Raw genomic sequence first — 18,518 nt, 5'->3', positions numbered from 1 at the left:
GTTTCCTCACAGATTGTATTGTCTATAACGATAGAAGATAGTTCCCTATATCCACACTGTAGCGCAAAGCCCCGGGAACCAGTTCATCGGGGGTGTTGTCTATATAATGGAGAACTTCGTAGGTGAAGTCTCCGCTGTATCCAACGGCCTTAAGAGCTTTCATAACAGCAGGCCAGTCTGTGGTGCCCGCAAATGGAAGCAGATGGTCGAAGTACCGTCCCTTGTTGTCGGATATATGGGTCGCCTTAAGCCGGTCCCCCACAAGGCTGAGAGCCGCGAGCTGGTCCTGCTGCATGATATCCGCGTGTTCCGCATCCCAGCATATACCCACATTACTGAAAGGCAGTGAGTCAACGAGATCGACCAGTTCCTCCGCTGTGGTGGTATAGCGGCGTTGGGGTGAAATGTTTAGCTCCCATAAATTCTCTATGGCGATTCCCACATTGTGTTCCGCGGCCAGTTCAAGCAAAGGTTTGAAATATTCCAGCGCCTTCTTTTTTGAAGAAGCCACCGGAGTGGCGGAACCGAAGTCGGTGGCGGCGTGTATTACGGTCCACGGTATTCCGAGGATCCCGGCGCCGATAATCCCCCGCCTGATTTTTTCATCATATACATCCCTGCCGGTTATGGCGGGATCGCAGTAATTGTAAAAATGGGAATGGGCCTGGGAGAATTCAATGCCGTATGTTTGGGCCGTTTCATTGATTGTATGGACCCATGATTCCCATCCGCTGTGCCACAGCGGGGTTTCAAACGTAGCGCAGTCATGGAAATTCATATCCATAACGGTATAGCCTGCCCCGGCGCAGAGGCGGATGCAGTCTTCTATTGAGGCTTTCCGTCCCCCGGGGCGGTTGAAAACCAAACATGTTGAAGTTGAAAGTCTCATCGGTTCGGTACCTTCCTGAGCTGCCGCCCGGAAAAACAGAAATGGTTTACCGCTTCTATTACACCGTCCAGGGCCTCGGCTTTGCATACGTAATCCGCCGCTTTTTTCAGGTCCGCGGTGGCATTGCCTACGGCAGCCCCCTGTCCTGCGGCGGTGATCATTTCAATGTCATTCTGGTGGTCCCCGATGGCAAGCACCTCGTCCAGAGGTATCCCAAGCAGTGCGGCCAGTTCCTTCAGGCCCTGGGCTTTGCTCACCCCTCCGGCAACTATTTCCACGGACCAGTCGATATACCGGGTAAAACCGTAATCCGGGAAAAGTCTCCGGCAGTGATTTTCGATAGTATCGATTTTCCCTTCTTTATTTTCATCCAATATGAGAACTTTGTCGAGCTTCGTGTCCGCCCATTCTTCCCGGGAGAAACGGTGCACCCGGCCGTAGCGGCCGTAGCGGCGGCGGGATTCGAGAATCCAGGGAGTCTCCCGCCAGACCGATTCCCGGCCGCCGAGGCTGTACACGATGGAAAGCCCAAGCCGGTCCGCCTCGGTGATCACCGCTTCCAGCGGTGCGGCGTCCATGAGCTTCTCCGTCAGGCGCCGTCCGCCGGAAACAACCGCGGCTCCGTTGCAGGTAATATAGGGAACAGAAATATCGAGCTGTTCCGCGTACCGGGAAACAAGGTAATCCGCCCGGCCTGTGGCCAGGGAAAAAAGAATATGTTCCGCGTCGAGCCGTTTCGTAAGTTCCGATGCTTTTTCATGCAGATTCTCATCCGCGCCGATAAGCGTGCCGTCTATATCGCATACAACCAGTTTAATCAACACAGCACTCCGTATTTTGAAAATAACCCCGGCATGCCCTGGCAGCCGGGGCGGGTGTAATCGCCGCTACGAATTAGCCCTGTGGTAGGCCGCGAGTTTTTCGTTGCACTCCCGGACTATGGCGTCGTGGCACTGCTGTTTTGTTTCTTTTCCGGTGGCAAAATTCAGCATGTGTTCCCGGATGACGGAATCAATTTCCCAGTTGATAATATCAAAGGGTTCCTGGACAATCGGATTCGACGCGTGGATCGCATCCACCGCTACTTTGTAGCTGGGATTTGCCGCGAACCACTGGTCAACTCCAGGGAGCTCATACACTTTCCGGTTCACCGGAATGTATCCCGTGTCTTTGTGGAACTGGAACTGCGCGTCCGGGGACGCGAGATACTGGACAAACTCCCAGGCGGCGTTCACCCGGCTGCTGTCCTTGGCCGGATCGAACATAACCACGCAGGAGCCGCCCACGGAAATTCCTCCGGTGTCGGTGGCTTTAACTTTGGGGAGCGGCGCCACGGCCCACTTAAAATTATCCTGCACCAGATTGGTAACTATCCCGATCCGGGCCGTGGACATGATGGCCATGCCGAAAAGTTCCAGGGCGAATTCTTCGTTTATATTGTCCTCCACCGGTTTGTATCCCCCGGTATTGATGACCTTTTCCCATTCATTGAGGAACGCCATCAGGGTACCGTCGTCGCCGAAGGTAACCCGCGTCATGGGCGCCGTCCGTCCGCCTTCATTGTCACCGAAATAATTCCCCGTACCCTGGCCGCCGATGAAATTGGAAAGCTGATACCGCCGGACAGCGACATTGAGTCCATACCGATCCACGGTGCTGCCCTTTTTAATCATCAGTTTCGAAATTGCCTGGGCCATATCCGCGATCGTGGCGGGGGGCCTGTTGGGATCGAGTCCCACTGAACGGAACATATCCTGGTTGTAGAACAGGAGAATCGCGGAACAGCTTACGGGCATACCCACCAGCTGATTCCGGTATGTGTACGCCCTGAGCATGTTCGGCTCAATTTCGTCCCGGGTAAGGGTTGATCCGCCTTTTTCGAACATACTCTGGACCGGTACAAGCTGCTCGTAGGTTATGGCCGACGGTATTCCGGCGCCGGCTATCTGGGCGATATCAGGGAAATTCCTGAAGTCCCCGGCCTGGGCAAGGGTCTTCAGTTTTTCACTGTTATCGTTGCCCTGGAATACCGATTTTACGATGATGCCCTTTTCCCTGCCGATGGTGGAATTGAAGTTTTCCGCGAGTTTGTCGATGGCACCGCCGTTTACTCCTGACATGGTATGCCAGAATTCAATCTGAATCATGCCGTCCTGAGCGCCGGTGCCTTCCTTCGAACCGCCGGCAAAAACCGCCGCGGGAACGAGGAGACAGATTGCGAGAACCGCTGTGATTAGCCGTTTCATGTGGTTTCCCTCCTGAACAAAAAATTATTCCTTCACAGCCCCACCCATGATTCCTCCGACAATCTTCTTCTGGAAGATGACGAAGATCAGCAGTGTAGGCAAAAGCACAAGAATTGAAGCGGCCATGATCGGGCCGTAGACAACCCCGTCGGGAAAGTTCATCATCGTAACCCCGACCTGGACGGTCCGCATATTGTTCTGGTTCGTAACGAGCATGGGCCACAGATAGGTGTTCCAGGTACTGATAAATGACGAAATAAAAATCGTGGTCATCACCGGCATGGAAAGGGGCAGCAGAATCTGGATGAAGAACCGGAAATTGCCGCACCCGTCAATGGTGGACGCTTCTTTTATACTGGTCGAGAACGTCATAAAGTACTGCCGCATCATAAAAATGTTCGTGGCGGAGCAGAAAAATATTATCATCATGCCGGTGTAGGTGTTGATCAGACCGAGGTTGGCAACGGTCCGGTAATTGGTTACCAGCACAATATCCGAGGGAACCATTATTGTTCCCAGGAAGATCATAAAAATAATATTCTTGAATTTGAAATTAAAAAATACGAACGCGTAGGCCGCCATGGCCGATGTAATAACCCGGATAATACTGGAGACTCCCGCGATGATCAGCGAGTTGATCATGAACCGGCCCAGGGTTGTGGCTGATATCGCCATCCGGTAGTTATCCAGTATCCAGGTTTTGGGAATGAATGTCGGGGGCCGCCGCAGAATCTGGTTCGCCGGCATGAATGAAATAAGCAGCGCGTAGATGATGGGGAGGATTATGACGCATCCGAGGAAAATCGCGAACGCCTGGTACAGAACACTCTTTGTCTGTTTTATTGCCCGTGCCTTGGTCATTTGTAATACACCCCTTTCTTTTCAAACCGGAAACTGATCAGTATCAGGATGAAGGTGATAGCAAAGGCAATCATCGCCGCGGCGTAGGCGTCATTGTAATTAAGATTGTTCACCGCCTGTTTGTACATAAATGAGATCATGGTTTCGACATTGGCGGTGGTGGCGATGCTCCCGGAATTGGTAAAGATAAGAACCAGGCCCGACATCATCATGCTTTTGGCAAGGGCCGTGCAGATCAGGAAAAACAGGGTAGGGGATATCATGGGCAGAATGATGTGAACCGTTCGTTTGAACAATGACGTTCCGTCAAGTTCGGCGCTTTCAAGAACTTCACTGGAGATACCCCTGATTCCGGCCAGGAGGAACAGGAAGTTGTAGCCGATATTCATCCACACGGATATGACGCTGATGGCAACCATGGCGTACCGGTCATCGTTGAGCCAGTTTATCCGGGTGTTAAGCAGATAGTTGACCGCGCCGATGGTGGGGTTGTAAGCCAGGCGGAATATCATGGCGCTCACCGACATGGACATCGCCATGGTCAGGGAAAACAGAGTTTCGTATACGGAAGACGCCAGCCGCCGTCTGTTGGCCACCAATGCCAGCAGGAGGGCGATGAAAATACTCAGGGGCGCCGCCATAAACGCGTACAGGAAGGTGTTTTTTATTGCCTGGAGGAATTTCGGGTTTGTCAGCACCCGGATGTAATTTTCGAATCCCACCGGGGCTTTTATTCTTCCCATGGAATCAACCAGGAAGAAGCTGTTTATGGTTGTATTGATAAAGGGATAATAGGTAAACAGGCCGAAAAAAAGTATTGCCGGCAGCAAATATAAGAAAGGTTCCAGCTTCCGCTTGAACCGCTGACTCCGGTTCAGGGCATACGGCGAAGGACCGCTCATGGCTGTATCTCCCCTGTTTTCCATTCCGGGGCAAGCGTAATAAGATCCCGGGCGTATTGTTCAAGATTTACCTTGTTAACGGTCCGTACGGTCTCGCGCCATTCCGCGGGAACGGCCTCTATCCCGGCAAAAGCTCCGGCCATGGCTCCGGCCATGGCGGCGTTTGTGTCGCAGTCACCGCCGAAATTAACGCAGAGCTCATTGACCCGTTTCGGATCGCCTTTCCCAAGTTCAAAGAGCCCTATGGCGACCGGTATGGAATCCGCCGCCAGGTCACCCCCGGCGAACAGGGCGTAGATATCCGCGGCCGCCTGTTCGTCACTAGACCGTTCCGCAATCATGGTATGAATATGGGCAATACGCGCGGATATGGATGCCGCGGGAATCTCGTGGCCGAACTGTTTTCCCAAATCCGCGGCTCTCATGGTTTCTTCAACAATGGTTTGAACGCTGTGTTCCCCGCGGATACAGCAGGCGACTCCCCAGGCAACCGCGGCGGCGGCGGAAACACATACCGTCGTGTTGTGGGTCGGCAGGCAGGTGAGGTATACATCCCGTACGAGTTCCTCACAGGAAGAACCCCGCAGACCGTGAATGATACCCACCGGGCTTATCCGCATGGCCGAGCCGTTGGTATTGCCCCATTTGCCCGATTCGGTGACCGGCGCCCCCGCGGCAATGGCCTTGAGCGCCCGTTCGGTGCTCGGGCCCAGGGGGCTGGCGTATTTGTCCTTTACCCGTTCGGCCCAGGCGAGAATTTCCCGGACCACATCCTCGGGAACGACCCGCCGTTCCCTGGTAAAGGATTTTATCAGCGCCAGGGCCTGTTCCGTATCGTCGGTAAACTCCCCCGCGGTAAGTCCGTCATGGAAAATATGGCCCGGTTCGGGCGGATAGAATGTATCAACCCATCCCCATACCCGGCGGATATGTTCCGGTGTCAGAAATGAGGTAGGGACCCCCAGGGCATCCCCGGTTGCCATTCCGTAGAGGCTTCCCGCAACCCGCTCAAATGGTGCTGTTTCCATATTTCCTCCGGAAATTTATCCTGTAAACTTGTATATATGTTATTATATGTTATAATGTATGTCAACAAAAGTTTTTCTGTATAAGAACATTTCCCCTGAATTAATTCACGGCGGGAAATAATAGTATTGAAAACATGGTATCTTTATATTAAGGATAGAATATGGAAAAGAACGGTTATTCTGTCGCAATCAACAGGGATTCGCCGATACCGGTGTATTACCAGATCGAGCTCGATTTGAAAAAACGGATTACCAAAGGTGAATGGGCCATCCATCAGTCCCTGCCTTCGGAGTCGGAGCTTGCCACCCAATACGATGTCAGCAGAATTACCCTCCGGCAGGCCCTGGCGGAACTGGAAAAGGACGGAATAATCAAAAAATACCGGGGCAAGGCGGCGATCATCAATGCCGTTCCTTCCCCTTTTGTGCATGATCTCAGCTATACCCTCGTTTCCGGCCGGCGGATGACCCAGGAAAGCTACGGGAAAAACACCATGACCGCCAAGGTTCTTCAGCTGGAACGGCTCGTTTCCACTTTTCCGGAAATACACGAAAGCCTCAAGCTCCGGGACAATGAAAAAGTCATTTACATGAAGCGGCTTTTCCTGCTCGATAAAAAGCCGATTGCCATCGGGAAATCCTGGCTCCCCGACAGTCTGGTTCCTAAATTCGCTGAGGACGGGCTCATCGACAATTCCCTGTCAAAAACCCTGGTGAAACGGTACGGCATAACACCGGTGCGGGTGGAGGATTACCTCGATGTGGTCCGGCCCACCCAGTCGGAGTACGAGCTTCTCCGCAGTACCTATGACGCGCCCCTGATTCTTATTAAGGGAATTTCCTATCTCTCCGACGGCCGTCCCGTGGAATACTCCCAGACCGCCTGGCTCGGTGATAAGGTACGGTTCCATTTTACCCTGCACCATACGGACCAGGGTTTCGTCATGGGGCCGTAGCAGGGTATCTGCGGTATACCTGATAATCAGCAGCACCGAAGCATGGTGTAAACAAGGTCCGGGGGGCCTGCCGTAGAATATGGGCTCTGGCTCCGTGTCGGCCAGCGGCCTCGAAAGTCGCTCAGAGCCCATATTCTAAGGCACCCCGCGTTACCAGTCCGGCCCCATGCTTCGGTGCTGCGGGTGGCTGTATACCGCGGAAGGCCCTGTACGTGGCCGGGGCGGGGAGAACGCTGTTCCTGTATGGGGCGGCGCTGGTGACAGGATGTATTACTTACCCCTGATTACTTTGAACGCAGTTTAACTATCTGTTCCAGTACATCCTCAAAGCTTCCCTGGAGGACGGGCATGGATGACGCGAACATCAGGTTTACCGGGTAGTTGAAATTCTCAACGATATTGCCCGCCCAGTCGAGGCCGCCGATGTTGGGTATCCGTTCCATCATGGGGCTGGTATCGGGCATATAGCAGTAACATTCCCTGCGGAGCATCCATGCCGCGCCCGCTTCAAAGGCCGTGTCGCTGCAGGGTTCCCACCCGTGAAAATCCCCGATATCCCCCAGAAATATGTCGCAGTTACGTACGTGCCGCTGCCAGAGGGAAAACTGCCGGCACGCCCGTTCCAGGGGATCCGGTGTCTGCAGTTCAATCTCATCCAGTCCGTCCAGCGGGGTCACTGCCTTGAATCCGGACTGTCTGCATCGGCGGACCATTTCCGCGTACCGTTCCCGGGCGTTATCGCTGTACCGGCCGGGGCCTGATAAAAAGATTACCGGCTCGGAATCCCCGGGTCTTTCCGGAATCGTTGCTCCCGCAGAACAGGCAGCGGCACCCCCTAGGTATTCCCGCTTTTTGCGTTCGTCGAGATCACTCATCACCGCCCTGAGGCAATCATGGAAATCACCCTCTACAATCATTGCCGAAGCAACGATGCTTGGGGCAAAGGGCAGGTCCGCGTACCGGTGGATCTGCCCATCCTGGGCCCTGACGCCACCGTTCTCCGCCATGGCGCAGAACTGGTTTTTCTGTACCATGGCCCGCTTATCCCGGGTATAGCCGTACAGGAGCGCCCCTTTCGCGTGGGCCATCCCCATTTCAAAGACCGTTCCGCCGTCGGCCTCGGTGCTCCTGAAGAGTTCCAGATCCGCGATGATGATTCCAGTTTCTTTGATAACCTCCTTGAGGTTCGCGAATATGGCATCCGCGTTGAGCCGCAGGTTTTCGTGGTCAAGTTTTTTTGGGGTATCGTTGGGCAACACCACATTGAACCCGTAATACTCCGCGAGTTTTTTCTGGGCGTTCCACAGAGAATATCCCCGGGGATAGAAACATTCCGGCCCCGCGATGTAGAGTCCCAATTCACCGTACCGATTCATCTGTTTCCCTCCCGTATTTCAGGCCAGAACCAGGCTTGAAACCAGTTCCAGAAAACGGCCGTGGTCGGCTTTTTTCCCGATGGAAATTTCCGGGAGCTGGGTCCATACGTGGTGATGGCGCCGGTCAAGGACAGTCATCCCCAGGGTCAGCCCGTCCTTCGTTTCAATCCCCACCCGGCCTTTCATGGTTTCTACCAGGGTAGGGTCAATGGCGTAACCCACGGCCATGCAGTCAATGATGGTACAGTACGCATCAAACCCCCGGTTCCCTACAAAATCTATTGCCCTGGCAAGGAATCGTGCCTCCTTTCTGGGGCTGGACCGGAACCATTCAATATCTTCGGGAGAAAAATTAACGTCAAAATGGGTGGCCACATCGAGACCCAATGCCGTCAGGGGGACACCGCTGGTGTAGACCATTTCCGCGGCCTCGGGATCGACATAGACATTCCACTCACTCTGGGGCGTATCCCCGGTGGCGTTGATGAAGGCGTAATCATTCAGCCCGAAGGACCCGCTGATGGCGATAATTTCCGGTATGAGGGGAATTATTTCCGGTGCTTTGGCGAAAGCCATGGCGATGTTGCTCATGGGCCCCGTGGCGACAATGGTTACTTGCCCGGGGTTGTTTTTTACCGTCTCGATGATAAGATCGACTCCGTGGAGACTGCTCAGGGGCATTTCCGGTTCGGGCAGAAAATTCTCGGCCTGGCCGTCGGTTCCGTGGGTAAAAGGGTCCGGCGGCGGGTTGCGGACCATGGGTTTTGCCATGCCCCGGGCCACGGGAATACCGGTACATCCGATCATTTCCAGAACCTTCCGGGCGTTGGCGCTGGTCACGTCCACGGGATAGTTGCCGCTCACCGCGGTGATCCCCAGGAGGTTTATATCCGGGGATTTAGCGGCCAAAACAATGGCCATGGAATCATCCATTCCGGGGTCGCAGTCGAGAAGTATTTTTTTCATGGAAACATCCTTATGCGTAATCTTTCCGATAACATATATACATATTATCATAAGTTTTCAACTATGGATAGAAAAAACTGAAAAGCCTGCTGAACAGGCGGCCGGCGATAAAACCGGACTGAGAATAAATACCTGTAAGGGCCTCCCGTAAACTGCCGATATTTCAAAAAGACTCAAATATTTTGTTGCATAATGGAGGATTTATGAGAAGGCTGACCGTTTCGTACTTAGGTCTGCAGCTGAGCCTGGCGCTGATGTTTATCGCCCTGGGCATTTCGGGAATTACATCCTACAGCTCGGGAACATCGGAATTCATGCGCGGGCTGAATCAGATATTCGGCAGGGGTAACAATGTTATTCCCATTGTTATGTCGGTTATTGAACTCATCGCGGGATTCCTGCTGATAATCAGTATTTTCAATGTTTTTCCTAACCCCATCACATCGGTGCTGCTGCTGGTGATATTTATTTTCTGGGCGGTAACCATCGTTCTCCAGTACTTTTTTAACGGCTTCCTCAAACCGGATTTTATCCGGTGGCTGGGGAATATTTCTCCCCAGCTGGTGGTGCTTTCCGCCCTGTGGATAGTATTCCGGGGAGTAAGCAGGACCTAAGCTTTTTCATGGCTTAGATCTTCAGGAGCCGTCCGCTGGGGCGGCTTTTTTTGCTGTTCCGGCGGATCGGATTTAATCCCGCAGATAAACCGCAGAGGCGAGATCCGTTTTACGATCAATTCAAAAACCAGGATAAAAAGGAGATAAGTCCCGGCAGCGGCAATCCCGTAGAGAAGAAAGGGATTCGCGGGTATCCCGATGAGGAAATACATAATCAGGCTGAGCAATACAAAATGGAAGATATACAGAGCGAACGATGTTTTGGTAAGGTATGAAAAAACCGGCCCCCGGCGGTTGAGGTACTTCCGCGCCGTTCCGACGCATACCATCACCAGGGAATATTCGGCGATTCCCCTGAAAAAGGCCGAAAACGCGGCATAGCCGTAACCCGCGGTATGTATCCTTCCGGCGTACTGCGGGCTCCGCCATTGGATATAGGCAAGAACAATATAGCAGCCCGCGGAAATACCTCCCAGCAGCCCGAACCCGCCGATTTTTTTCGTGACCGCCTCCAGGAAGTCTTCCCGGGATCCGAATGCGTATCCGGCAAGGAAAAAAAGCAGATACACCGTTACGTTGGCCCAATCGGCGTAGAGATTCTGGCGTCCCGGATAAAAAGGCCGGAATACCATTTCCAGAAAAACCACCGCCGCCATGGGAAGAAATATTCCGTTCCCCGCGGACAGCAGGCGGCCCATCCGCTCCCGGTACCGGCTGCATGTTCCGCCGCAGTATTTGCGGATACCAATCAGTATCACCGAATACACAAAGAGGTAGGCCAGAAACCAGAAATGGCCCCATCCAAGGTATTTCTCAAAGTTTGAAAAAAACACCGGGTAAAACTGAAGCAGCGAACCCGTAAACCCATAGGTGTTTTTTGCCAGCATATACGCCGAAGCCGGGCAGAGCAGGGCGACACCGAACAGGGTAGGGACCAGCAGCCGCTTTACCCGCTCGGTTAGAAATTCCCGGTGGCTCCGTTTCCTTAAGCCGTAGAACGCGGCAATCCCGGAGATGAAAAACAGGAGCCGCATAAACCACAGATTTAAAAACGTTGACTGAATAAAAAAATACAGTGAATTGACCGGTTCCCGGGTCAGGACATAGGCGTCGCCGATATGGGAAAACGTGATGGCCGCGTGGTGGGGCACCAGGAGCGCCACCGTGATAACCCGCAGCCAGTCCAGATAATATTTCCGTGTATCGGTATTCATAGGGATTCCGTATTGCCCCGCCTGATCCGGATCGCTCCGCTGCGGGTTTCGGCGGTCACTGTATACCGCGGGCTATCCCCAATACTGCCCGTAGAACGGGTTCCCTGGGTTTTCAGCAGGTCCGGAAAATCCGTATCCACCGGGCCTTCCCGGGTTTCGGCGCTGAAATTGAAAGAAAGATCCTCCGGAAGTACCAGCTGGATTTCACCGTTCCTGGTGTGCGCCGATATATCGCCGCTGACCCGGCCGAAAGCAGCGGTGATATAACCCGATCCGGAGGTCCGGAAAACACCGGAACCCGAAAGGGCCGTTATTTCCAGGGTTCCGCTGGTGGCGGAATAATTGACGGTGCCCGCGAGTTCGCCGCAGCGTATCGCCGCGCTGGTGGTTTTCAGGATGATCTCATCGAAGCGGATGGTCCCGAGTTCCGCCGGGCCGCTGGTGGATGTCAGCCTGAACCGGTCTTCCTTCCGGTTTTGCACGGAATTGTTTATACGGACCGATCCGCTGGTGGTGCTGATCTCCGTGTCCCCGGAAAGTCCTTCGCAGGCAATAGAACCGCTGGTGCTGGAAAGCCCGATGGAATCCGCGGTGACCAGGCCTATTTCCATAATTCCCGAAGCGGTTCCGGCCGAAAACCGGGAAAGGTTTAAAACAGCGGCGGTACTGTCAATGTTTCCGCCGGAGGTGTCCAGTGCAATGGTACCCCGGAATGACGCCGGCAGATACAGTTCCATGTGTCTGGTAAACCCGCCTGAAAATACCGGCCGCGCCCCGTGGTTTACGGTAAGAACCGGTCCCCGGGAATCTATCCGGGCGTAATACTGTTCCCTGTTTTTATTCATATATTCTCTGATAATGAGCTTTTCCGAAGCGCCGTCCCGGATAATAACCGTATCCCGACCCGCCGAAACCCGGATCTCCCGGATTTCGCTGAGGTCAATTTCCCTGGAATTGACCGGCATAATTTTTTCCTGGATCACCTGTCCCTGAATCCATGCGGCGGGAATGTACAGCAGAAGTGCAATTACCGCGGAGAGTCTCTTTTTCATGGTATTTCTCCTTACTCTTATGAACGAATAATTCGTTCATAATTATGACTATTTTTTGGAGCGGTTCTGATCCGCTCCAAAAAAATTACAGCTGATACGCCGCGAGCAGGGTGTCCGTGCAGACCGCTTTGGCTGTATCAGCGGATACATCATCCCTGGGCTCAAATGAGTCATAGGTGATATCCACTCCCCACCAGGTCATGGCTTCTATGATAAACATGGCGGACAGCTGCGGCGGCGCCACAAGCCGGACTGTGCCGTTTTCCGTGTACCGGGTCAGGTATTCCACAATTATCTGGAAAAACCGCCGGCGGTAATCCGTGTATAACGTAAAAAGTTTTCCGAATACCTTGGGGTTTTTTTCCAGGATCAGGAGCCCCACGCCGTATGTTTGGATTGTGTCAAAGGCATCGGAAAGCATCCGGGAAAAGGGGTAATCCGCGGCGTTGTTTTTCAGGGGCTCCGCGAATGCCCGGGATTTTTCCGCAAAAAAAGCCGTTACATCATCCTCGAGTCCCGCAAACTGGTCTTCAGTAATGGGCAGCTCAAAATCCCGTTCAATGTAATCCGGATCAAGGACACATTTAAGGATGAATTTCAGAATCGCCTTTTTCCCGGAAAAAAGGTCGTAAACCGCTCCCACGGAAATACCGCAGGCTTTAACAATATGATCCACCTGGGTCTGGGCGTACCCGGGATTGATAAACAACCGGCTGGCGGCGTGGAATATTTTTTCAAGCCTATGGTCTACCATGGTTTTTCCTCTACTAAATGAATCATTCGTTCGTTTTGAATAATACCGCTGCGGATGGATAATGTCAAGTTTTTTCCGTTTTTAGAGTGAAAAAATCATAAATATGCATCTGCACCAAAAAAATATCGTAAAAAGTGGAAAAGTAACCATAGATATATTGACATAAGCTAATATATCAAATATATCTATTCACCATATTTATGCATAAAAATTGTATAAATATTAAGAAAATATACCGTATTCGGCAAATCAGCGGGAGATGACAGGGTGAAGCAGGGTGATACCATTCTGGAATTTAAAGATTACTGTATGGGATTCAGGATTGACGGGGAAACCTATAATCTGATCGACCGCCTCTCCTTCACGATCCGGGAAGGTTCCGTTCTCGGGGTTGTAGGGGAATCGGGCTGCGGAAAAAGCATGACCTCCCTTTCGGTGATGCGCCTCCTTCCTCCCGAAGCGATTGTCCAGGGCGGCGGGATCTTTTTTGATTCTGAAGATTTACTGTCCAAAACGGAACTGGAAATGGAAAGCATCCGGGGCAGAGACATCGCCATGGTCTTCCAGGAGCCCATGACCTCCCTTAATCCTGTGTATACCGTCGGACGCCAGATCGGGGAAGTTTTTAAGATCCACCGGAAGGATATGTCCGATGAGCAGATCCATTCCGCGGTGCTGGATCTGCTTTCCCGGGTGGGTATTTCCAATCCCGGCGAACGGATTAACCAATACCCACATCAGCTTTCCGGAGGAATGCGGCAGCGGGTTATGATCGCCATGGCTATCGCCTGCAGCCCCCGGCTTCTTATCGCGGATGAGCCGACCACTGCCCTGGATGTAACCATCCAGGCCCAGGTTCTCGAACTGATGCAGGAACTTCAGGCCCAGTCCCGGGGTTCCATAATGCTGATAACCCATAACCTCGGGGTTGTGGCTGAAACCTGTGATGAGGTTATCGTCATGTACGCGGGCCGGATCGTCGAAAAAGGTTTGGTGACGCACATTTTCGACAATCCGAGCCATCCCTATACCCAGGGCCTTATCGCGTCGATACCGACGGTTTCCGGGGACAGCGATGAGCTGTACTCAATTCCCGGGACCGTCCCCACGATTGAACATTTTACCGAAGGATGCAGGTTCGCTCCGCGGTGCGAACACCGGCGGGAGGAGTGTTCCCGGGGTGTTCCCCCGGTAAAGACGGTTGAACCGGACCACGAAATTGCCTGCTGGGTTTTGGGAGGAGCGTAGATGAAGGTATTGCTTGAAGTCCGGAATCTCAGAAAGTATTTTCCGGTTAAGAAAAAGACTTTCCGCGAATCCCGGCAGTACGTCCATGCCCTGGAAGATATCAGTTTCGATCTCCGTGAGGGTGAAACCCTCGGGGTGGTGGGCGAGTCAGGCTCGGGCAAATCAACCCTGGGCCGGGTCATTCTCCGCCTGGAAACCCCTACGGACGGCACCATTACCTACGACGGCAATGATGTGACCTCCCTCAGCGGTAAGGATCTGCGGGCTTTCCGGGAATGCTTTCAGATGGTTTTCCAGGATCCCTATTCATCCCTCAATCCCAGGCTTACCGTGGGAAACGCCATCGCCGAACCCATGCGGATCCACGGCAAAGTCCGCAGCCACAACGAAGCCAAGTCGGCGGTTTCGGAGATGCTCCTCCGGGTAGGGCTTCAGCCGGAGATGGCGAACCTCTATCCCCACAGTTTTTCCGGAGGCCAGCGCCAGCGGATCGGTATTGCCCGGGCATTGTCCCTGGGCCCGAAGGTCCTTATCTGTGACGAAGCGGTTTCCGCCCTGGATGTTTCCGTCCAGTCCCAGGTGCTTAATCTGTTCAACCGGCTCAAACGGGAACTCAACCTGACCTATATATTTATCGCCCATGACCTTTCGGTGGTGCGGTATATTTCCGACCGGATCATGGTGATGTACCTCGGACAGATCATGGAGCTTGCTCCCAAGGAACAGCTTTTTGAAACCATGTACCATCCGTATACGGAATCCCTGATTTCAGCTTCTCCGGAACCGAGCACCAAGACGCGGAAAGGACGTATCATTCTGAAGGGTGAAGTCCCCAGTTCCCTCAATCCGCCGAAGGGCTGCCGGTTCCACACCCGCTGTTTCAAAGAGATGCCTATCTGTTCGGAAACGGAACCTGAGCTCCGGGAAGTAGCCCCCGGCCATTTCGTCCGCTGCCATCTGTGCGCGGAAAAGGGAAGGGGGTAATCATGCTGCGATACATTGTCCTGCGGATACTGAAAGGGGTTGTAACCTTTCTGGCTGCCGTGACCATAACCTTTCTCATAATCCGGCTTCTCCCCGGAGACCCCACCACCGCGTTTATCAGCGACTCCCTGACGCCGGAGGACGCGGAGGCTATCAAGGTATCCTTCGGGCTGGATAAACCGATCCATACCCAGTATTTCCTGTTTCTGAAGAACCTTTTAAAACTCGATCTGGGGTATTCCTTTTTTTATAAGGATACGGTGGTTTCGATTTTGGGGAACCGGCTTTGGTGGACCATGCTCCTGATGGTAAGTTCCCTGGGGCTGACCCTTCTTATCGGTATCCCCCTGGGTGTGTACGCCGCGAAGCATAAGGGCAAATTTCTCGATCAGCTGATCAATGTCCTGGTTACCATAGGGATATCAATATTCGTGCCGCTGCTGGCTTTCGCGCTGCTCTACCTGTTCAGCTACAAACTGCGGCTGACCCCGGTGGGCGGGGCATACACTCCCGGCGGTTCCTCGTTTTTTGTCCTGGATGTGCTTAAGCATCTGATCCTGCCCTGCGCGACCCTGGTGATTCTGTATCTCGCTTCAATTGTGCTGTACACCAGGAACAGTATGCTCGATGTTCTTAAGGAAGATTATATCCGGACGGCCCGGGCCAAAGGGGTCAATGACCGCCTCACTACCTGGGGCCATGCCCTGCGGAACGCCATGATTCCCACGGTGACCGTCACCGGACTGATGCTCGGCAAAATGGTCGCCGGCGCGGTGCTGACGGAAACGGTTTTTTCCTGGCCCGGAGTGGGGACCATGATTTACGACGCCGTACAGAAACAGGACTATCCCCTGCTGCAGGGGGCTTTTCTCCTGCTGGCCTTCAGCGTGATCGTGATGACTCTGATCACGGATCTGATAGTCGCCTGGCTCGATCCGCGGATCAAACTGCAATAGAGGATAAGGATGCGGGAAAAAACGTTTATACAGTCATTTTTGAAACACCGGCTCGGGGTTATCGGTTTTATCGGTGTTGCCCTGGTGGTGCTCACCGGAATATTCGCGCCCCTGATCGCGCCGTACCAGCGGGGCTACGGCGAAGCCATGCCCCTCTCCGGACCTTCCGGCGAAAACTGGCTCGGCACCGACGCCATGGGACTCGACCTTTTCGCGGAGCTTGTCTGGGGCGCCCGGACCTCCATGTTCATTTCCGCCACCGCCGTGGTGGTTGCCATGGTAATCGGAATTCCCTTCGGACTTATCTCGGGGTACTTCAAAGGAAAGATCGGCTCCCTCATTGACAGCATCATCGAAATCGCCATGACCATCCCGACCCTGCCGCTGATGATTCTCATTTCCGCCCTTGCCGGGGCCAGCGTCCGGATCGTGGCGGTGGTGATCGGAATTTTCTCCTGGCCGACCCTGGCGCGGATCGTCCGGAATTCCTCCCTCAGGGTTTCCCAGCTGCAGTATATTGAAGCGGCTAAGATTCTCGGGGTTCCGACCTTTTTCATTATGTTCAAACACATTCTGCTCAACCTGGCGGGGCCGGTTCTGGTGGATCTTACGATTATTATGGCCACCGCGGTATTGACTGAATCGAGCCTCAGCTATCTGGGGCTGGGTGATCCCAACGCCTGGTCCTGGGGTGTGATACTTCAGAACGCTTTTAAATCGGGACACCATTTCCAGGCCTGGTGGCTCGTAATTTTTCCGTCCCTGGCGATTATGGTGTACGTGATTTCCTTCAACCTTCTGGGAATAGGAATCAACGAAACTCTCAATCCGAAGTCCAGAGACTAAGGGGGATGCTGTGAACTACGATCTGATTATCCGGGGCGGTACCGTCATCGACGGCAGCGGATCTCCGGGCTTTATTGCGGATGTGGCTGTTTCCGGGGATACGGTGGCCCGCATTGCCCCGGCAATCGCGGACCAGGGAAAACTGGAGATTGATGCCCGGGGAAAAACCGTAATTCCCGGATTTATCGATCCCCACGTCCATGAAGAGCTGACTCTTTTTTCCGATAACCACTATGAACTGTTCCTGCGGCAGGGAGTTACCACCACAATCAACGGCAACTGCGGCCACTCGGTAAGTCCCGGCAATGAATCGTATATCGTCGATTATTTTTACAATAACGGCCTCATCTCGCCGGACAATCAGCGGACGTTCAAAAGGGATTTTCCCCGGTGGGATACTTTCCGGGGGTATATCAGCGCCGCGGAAAAAACCGGAACCGCCGTCAATCTGGGGGTGCTTCTGGGCCACGGAACCATCCGCCAGTACGTGATGAACGGCGCCCATGACCGGCCTCCGACACCGGATGAGAAGAAAGCTATTGAGCGGATTATCCGGGACGGAATGGAGCAGGGTGCCTGGGGGCTTTCTTTCGGGCTGGACTACGTTCCCAGCCGGTACGCCAAAACCGAGGAAATCATCGACTGCGCCCGGATCGTCGCCGAATACGGCGGTACCGTTACCGCCCATCTCCGGCACTGGATCGGTGTCAACGAAGCCGTGGAGGAGATGATCAAGGTCTCCCGGGAAACCGGGGTCAAGGTCCAGATTTCCCATCTCAGGTCGGACGCGGAAGATGCTTTTGAAATCGCCCGCAAAGCGATCGAGGAGGGACTTCCCATCCGGATAGATACGATCCCCAGAAGCACCGGCCACTGCAACCGCAAGGACAAGCTGATCCAGTCTATCATGGCCCTGACGGATACTTTTTTCGACCAGGGTGTTGAGGGTGTCAAGGCGGCGCTCCATACCGCTGAGGGCCGGCAGGCCATACGCACCGAATGCCCCAAATTCAAAACCGACATGGAAAAGGTATACATTGTGCTTTCCGATGATCCGGCCCTGGAAGGCCGGTCCATCGCTGATATTGCCCGGGAACGGGGCGACGCCGATCCCGTGGATACCATGCTGGACCTGACCGGTGACGACAGCAACTATACCTTCTGGCTGGGCGGTCCGGTGCGGGATGATTTCGGCCGGGACCACAGTCCCGTTATTATGGCGAATCCCTATGTGTCCGTGGGAACCGACCGGATTATGGGAGATCCCTTTGATCCGTTCTTCTGGTATGAACTGCAGCGGTACGGCGGGTTCCCGGCCTTTATGAATATGTACCGCCGCGCCGGTATTTCCGTGGAAGAGATCGTCCGGCGCAACACCAGTCTGCCGGCGGACCACTTCGGCCTTGTCCGGAGAGGGCGGCTCCGGGAAGGCGATTTCGCGGATATCGCGGTAATTGATCTTGAACGGTACCGGTTCCCTTCTCCGGAGGAGGCGGACTACCGCAAACCCCAGACCATGGCCGAAGGCGCCGCCGCTGTGGTCGTAAACGGAACGGTTGCCCTGGACGGACAGGGACTGACTAATAAACTTTCCGGCCGGATGCTGACCCGGACCGATAAGTAATA

18 protein-coding genes are annotated in these 18,518 nt (G+C 53.8%); 7 read left to right on the top strand and 11 right to left on the bottom strand.

Going from position 1 to position 18,518, the window contains the following annotated elements:
- Positions 1-22: 22 nt before the first annotated feature.
- From JFL75_RS05910 to JFL75_RS05885, 6 genes are all read right to left on the bottom strand, one after another.
- Positions 23-889, bottom strand: a complete 867-nt coding sequence (locus JFL75_RS05910) for a sugar phosphate isomerase/epimerase family protein (RefSeq protein WP_215625763.1) — start codon at positions 887-889, stop codon at positions 23-25.
- The gene (locus JFL75_RS05905) at positions 886-1,710 is read right to left on the bottom strand and encodes an HAD family hydrolase (protein ID WP_215625762.1); all 825 of its coding nucleotides are present in this window, start codon (positions 1,708-1,710) and stop codon (positions 886-888) included. Before JFL75_RS05905 ends, JFL75_RS05910 begins: the two co-directional genes overlap by 4 nt.
- Before the next feature lie 66 nt (positions 1,711-1,776).
- Positions 1,777-3,135, bottom strand: coding sequence for an extracellular solute-binding protein (locus JFL75_RS05900; protein ID WP_215625761.1), 1,359 nt, complete (start codon positions 3,133-3,135; stop codon positions 1,777-1,779).
- Positions 3,136-3,159: 24 nt separating this feature from the next.
- Complete coding sequence (locus JFL75_RS05895) at positions 3,160-3,996, bottom strand: carbohydrate ABC transporter permease (protein ID WP_215625760.1); 837 nt, start codon at positions 3,994-3,996, stop codon at positions 3,160-3,162.
- A complete protein-coding gene (locus JFL75_RS05890; RefSeq protein ID WP_215625759.1) occupies positions 3,993-4,898 on the bottom strand; it encodes a carbohydrate ABC transporter permease in 906 nt (301 codons plus the stop codon). The genes JFL75_RS05895 and JFL75_RS05890 overlap by 4 nt, the downstream gene beginning before the upstream one ends.
- On the bottom strand, positions 4,895-5,926 hold the full coding sequence (locus JFL75_RS05885; protein ID WP_215625758.1) for an ADP-ribosylglycohydrolase family protein: 1,032 nt from the start codon (positions 5,924-5,926) through the stop codon (positions 4,895-4,897). The genes JFL75_RS05890 and JFL75_RS05885 overlap by 4 nt, the downstream gene beginning before the upstream one ends.
- Before the next feature lie 161 nt (positions 5,927-6,087).
- On the opposite strand from JFL75_RS05885, the gene JFL75_RS05880 reads away from it, so the two are divergent.
- Positions 6,088-6,882 carry a GntR family transcriptional regulator gene (locus JFL75_RS05880; protein WP_215625757.1) on the top strand — a complete coding sequence of 265 codons (795 nt, stop codon included), beginning with the start codon at positions 6,088-6,090 and terminating at the stop codon, positions 6,880-6,882.
- 284 nt (positions 6,883-7,166) lie between these two features.
- Here the strand turns inward: JFL75_RS05880 and JFL75_RS05875 are convergent, their stop codons facing one another.
- Together JFL75_RS05875 and JFL75_RS05870 are read right to left on the bottom strand one after the other, a co-directional pair.
- Complete coding sequence (locus JFL75_RS05875) at positions 7,167-8,258, bottom strand: nucleoside 2-deoxyribosyltransferase (RefSeq protein ID WP_215625756.1); 1,092 nt, start codon at positions 8,256-8,258, stop codon at positions 7,167-7,169.
- A gap of 18 nt (positions 8,259-8,276) precedes the next feature.
- Positions 8,277-9,224 (bottom strand): nucleoside hydrolase, encoded by a 948-nt coding sequence (locus JFL75_RS05870; protein ID WP_215625755.1) that lies wholly within the window; start codon positions 9,222-9,224, stop codon positions 8,277-8,279.
- Positions 9,225-9,427: 203 nt separating this feature from the next.
- Here JFL75_RS05870 and JFL75_RS05865 point away from each other — a divergent pair, with 203 nt between their 5' ends.
- Entirely contained in the window at positions 9,428-9,838 is a 411-nt protein-coding gene (locus tag JFL75_RS05865; RefSeq protein WP_215625754.1) for a hypothetical protein, read from the top strand.
- On the opposite strand, the gene JFL75_RS05860 is transcribed toward JFL75_RS05865, so the two are convergent.
- The 3 genes from JFL75_RS05860 to JFL75_RS05850 all read right to left on the bottom strand — a co-directional run bounded on the left by JFL75_RS05860 (position 9,835) and on the right by JFL75_RS05850 (position 12,858).
- Entirely contained in the window at positions 9,835-11,052 is a 1,218-nt protein-coding gene (locus JFL75_RS05860; protein WP_215625753.1) for an acyltransferase family protein, read from the bottom strand. The genes JFL75_RS05865 and JFL75_RS05860 overlap by 4 nt on opposite strands.
- Positions 11,049-12,104, bottom strand: coding sequence for a DUF4097 family beta strand repeat-containing protein (locus JFL75_RS05855; RefSeq protein WP_215625752.1), 1,056 nt, complete (start codon positions 12,102-12,104; stop codon positions 11,049-11,051). The genes JFL75_RS05860 and JFL75_RS05855 overlap by 4 nt, the downstream gene beginning before the upstream one ends.
- A gap of 85 nt (positions 12,105-12,189) precedes the next feature.
- The gene (locus JFL75_RS05850; RefSeq protein ID WP_215625751.1) at positions 12,190-12,858 is read right to left on the bottom strand and encodes a TetR/AcrR family transcriptional regulator; all 669 of its coding nucleotides are present in this window, start codon (positions 12,856-12,858) and stop codon (positions 12,190-12,192) included.
- 267 nt (positions 12,859-13,125) lie between these two features.
- On the opposite strand from JFL75_RS05850, the gene JFL75_RS05845 reads away from it, so the two are divergent.
- From JFL75_RS05845 to JFL75_RS05825, 5 genes are read left to right on the top strand one after another with little or no spacing between them, the layout of a single operon-like run.
- Positions 13,126-14,106: an ABC transporter ATP-binding protein gene (locus tag JFL75_RS05845; RefSeq protein ID WP_223292775.1), complete on the top strand. Its 981-nt coding sequence runs from the start codon at positions 13,126-13,128 to the stop codon at positions 14,104-14,106.
- On the top strand, positions 14,107-15,090 hold the full coding sequence (locus tag JFL75_RS05840; RefSeq protein WP_223292774.1) for an ABC transporter ATP-binding protein: 984 nt from the start codon (positions 14,107-14,109) through the stop codon (positions 15,088-15,090).
- Between the two features lie 2 nt (positions 15,091-15,092).
- Complete coding sequence (locus JFL75_RS05835; RefSeq protein WP_215625750.1) at positions 15,093-16,046, top strand: ABC transporter permease; 954 nt, start codon at positions 15,093-15,095, stop codon at positions 16,044-16,046.
- Between the two features lie 9 nt (positions 16,047-16,055).
- Positions 16,056-16,892 carry an ABC transporter permease gene (locus JFL75_RS05830; RefSeq protein WP_215628725.1) on the top strand — a complete coding sequence of 279 codons (837 nt, stop codon included), beginning with the start codon at positions 16,056-16,058 and terminating at the stop codon, positions 16,890-16,892.
- Positions 16,893-16,902: 10 nt separating this feature from the next.
- Positions 16,903-18,516 carry an N-acyl-D-amino-acid deacylase family protein gene (locus JFL75_RS05825; RefSeq protein ID WP_215625749.1) on the top strand — a complete coding sequence of 538 codons (1,614 nt, stop codon included), beginning with the start codon at positions 16,903-16,905 and terminating at the stop codon, positions 18,514-18,516.
- Positions 18,517-18,518 lie beyond the last annotated feature (2 nt).

This window comes from Breznakiella homolactica (genome assembly GCF_016616095.2).
Lineage (GTDB): Bacteria > Spirochaetota > Spirochaetia > Treponematales > Breznakiellaceae > Breznakiella > Breznakiella homolactica.
Note: the sequence above shows the minus strand (reverse complement) of the source record. Positions and strands in the feature narration are given on the sequence as shown.